Genomic DNA, 605 nt, shown 5'->3' with positions numbered 1-605 from the left:
GTCATGACGACCTCGACCCGGTTGGCGTGGGCCAGGGCCTGGGCGACGAGCAGGGAGTTGGTGACCACGGTCAGACCGGGGACGCGGGCGAGCCGGCGGGCCAGCTCCTGCGTCGTCGTCCCCGCGCCGACCACCACGGCCTCGCCCTCTTCGACGAGGCCGGCGGCGAGGTCGGCGATGGCCGTCTTCTCCGCGGTTGCTAGATGGGACTTTTGCGGAAAGCCGGACTCCCTGGTGAAACCACCCGGCAATACCGCACCGCCGTGCCGGCGGTCGAGCAGTCCTTCCGCCTCCAGCGCCCGCACGTCCCGCCGTACGGTCACTTCGGAGGTCTGGACGACACGGGCGAGCTCACGGAGCGAGACGGCTCCGTTCGCGCGCACCATTTCAAGGATCAATTGGCGACGTTCTGCAGCGAACACGAAACTGACAGTAACGCCAACGACCGTCTGCTTTCAGCCGGTTCCGCCAATTAGCAGAAGTTGTTCACTGCTGGGCAACACAGGTGGTATAGGAGTGCGTTAGAGCTCGTTTTGCGTCTTGCGGGTCTGGAGCTGGCGGGCCACCTCGGCGATCGAACCCGACAGCGAGGGGTAGACCGTGAA

The 605-nt window shown here is 66.0% G+C and carries 1 protein-coding gene; it reads right to left on the bottom strand.

Features of this window, described 5'->3' with window-relative positions; translation table 11 throughout:
- Positions 1–422, bottom strand: a 422-nt coding sequence (locus KUM32_RS42030; RefSeq protein ID WP_217146865.1) for a DeoR/GlpR family DNA-binding transcription regulator, incomplete at its 3' end; no start/stop codon positions are given.
- Positions 423–605 lie beyond the last annotated feature (183 nt).

It is taken from the genome of Streptomyces sp. AC627_RSS907 (assembly GCF_019049165.1).
Note: the sequence above shows the minus strand (reverse complement) of the source record. Positions and strands in the feature narration are given on the sequence as shown.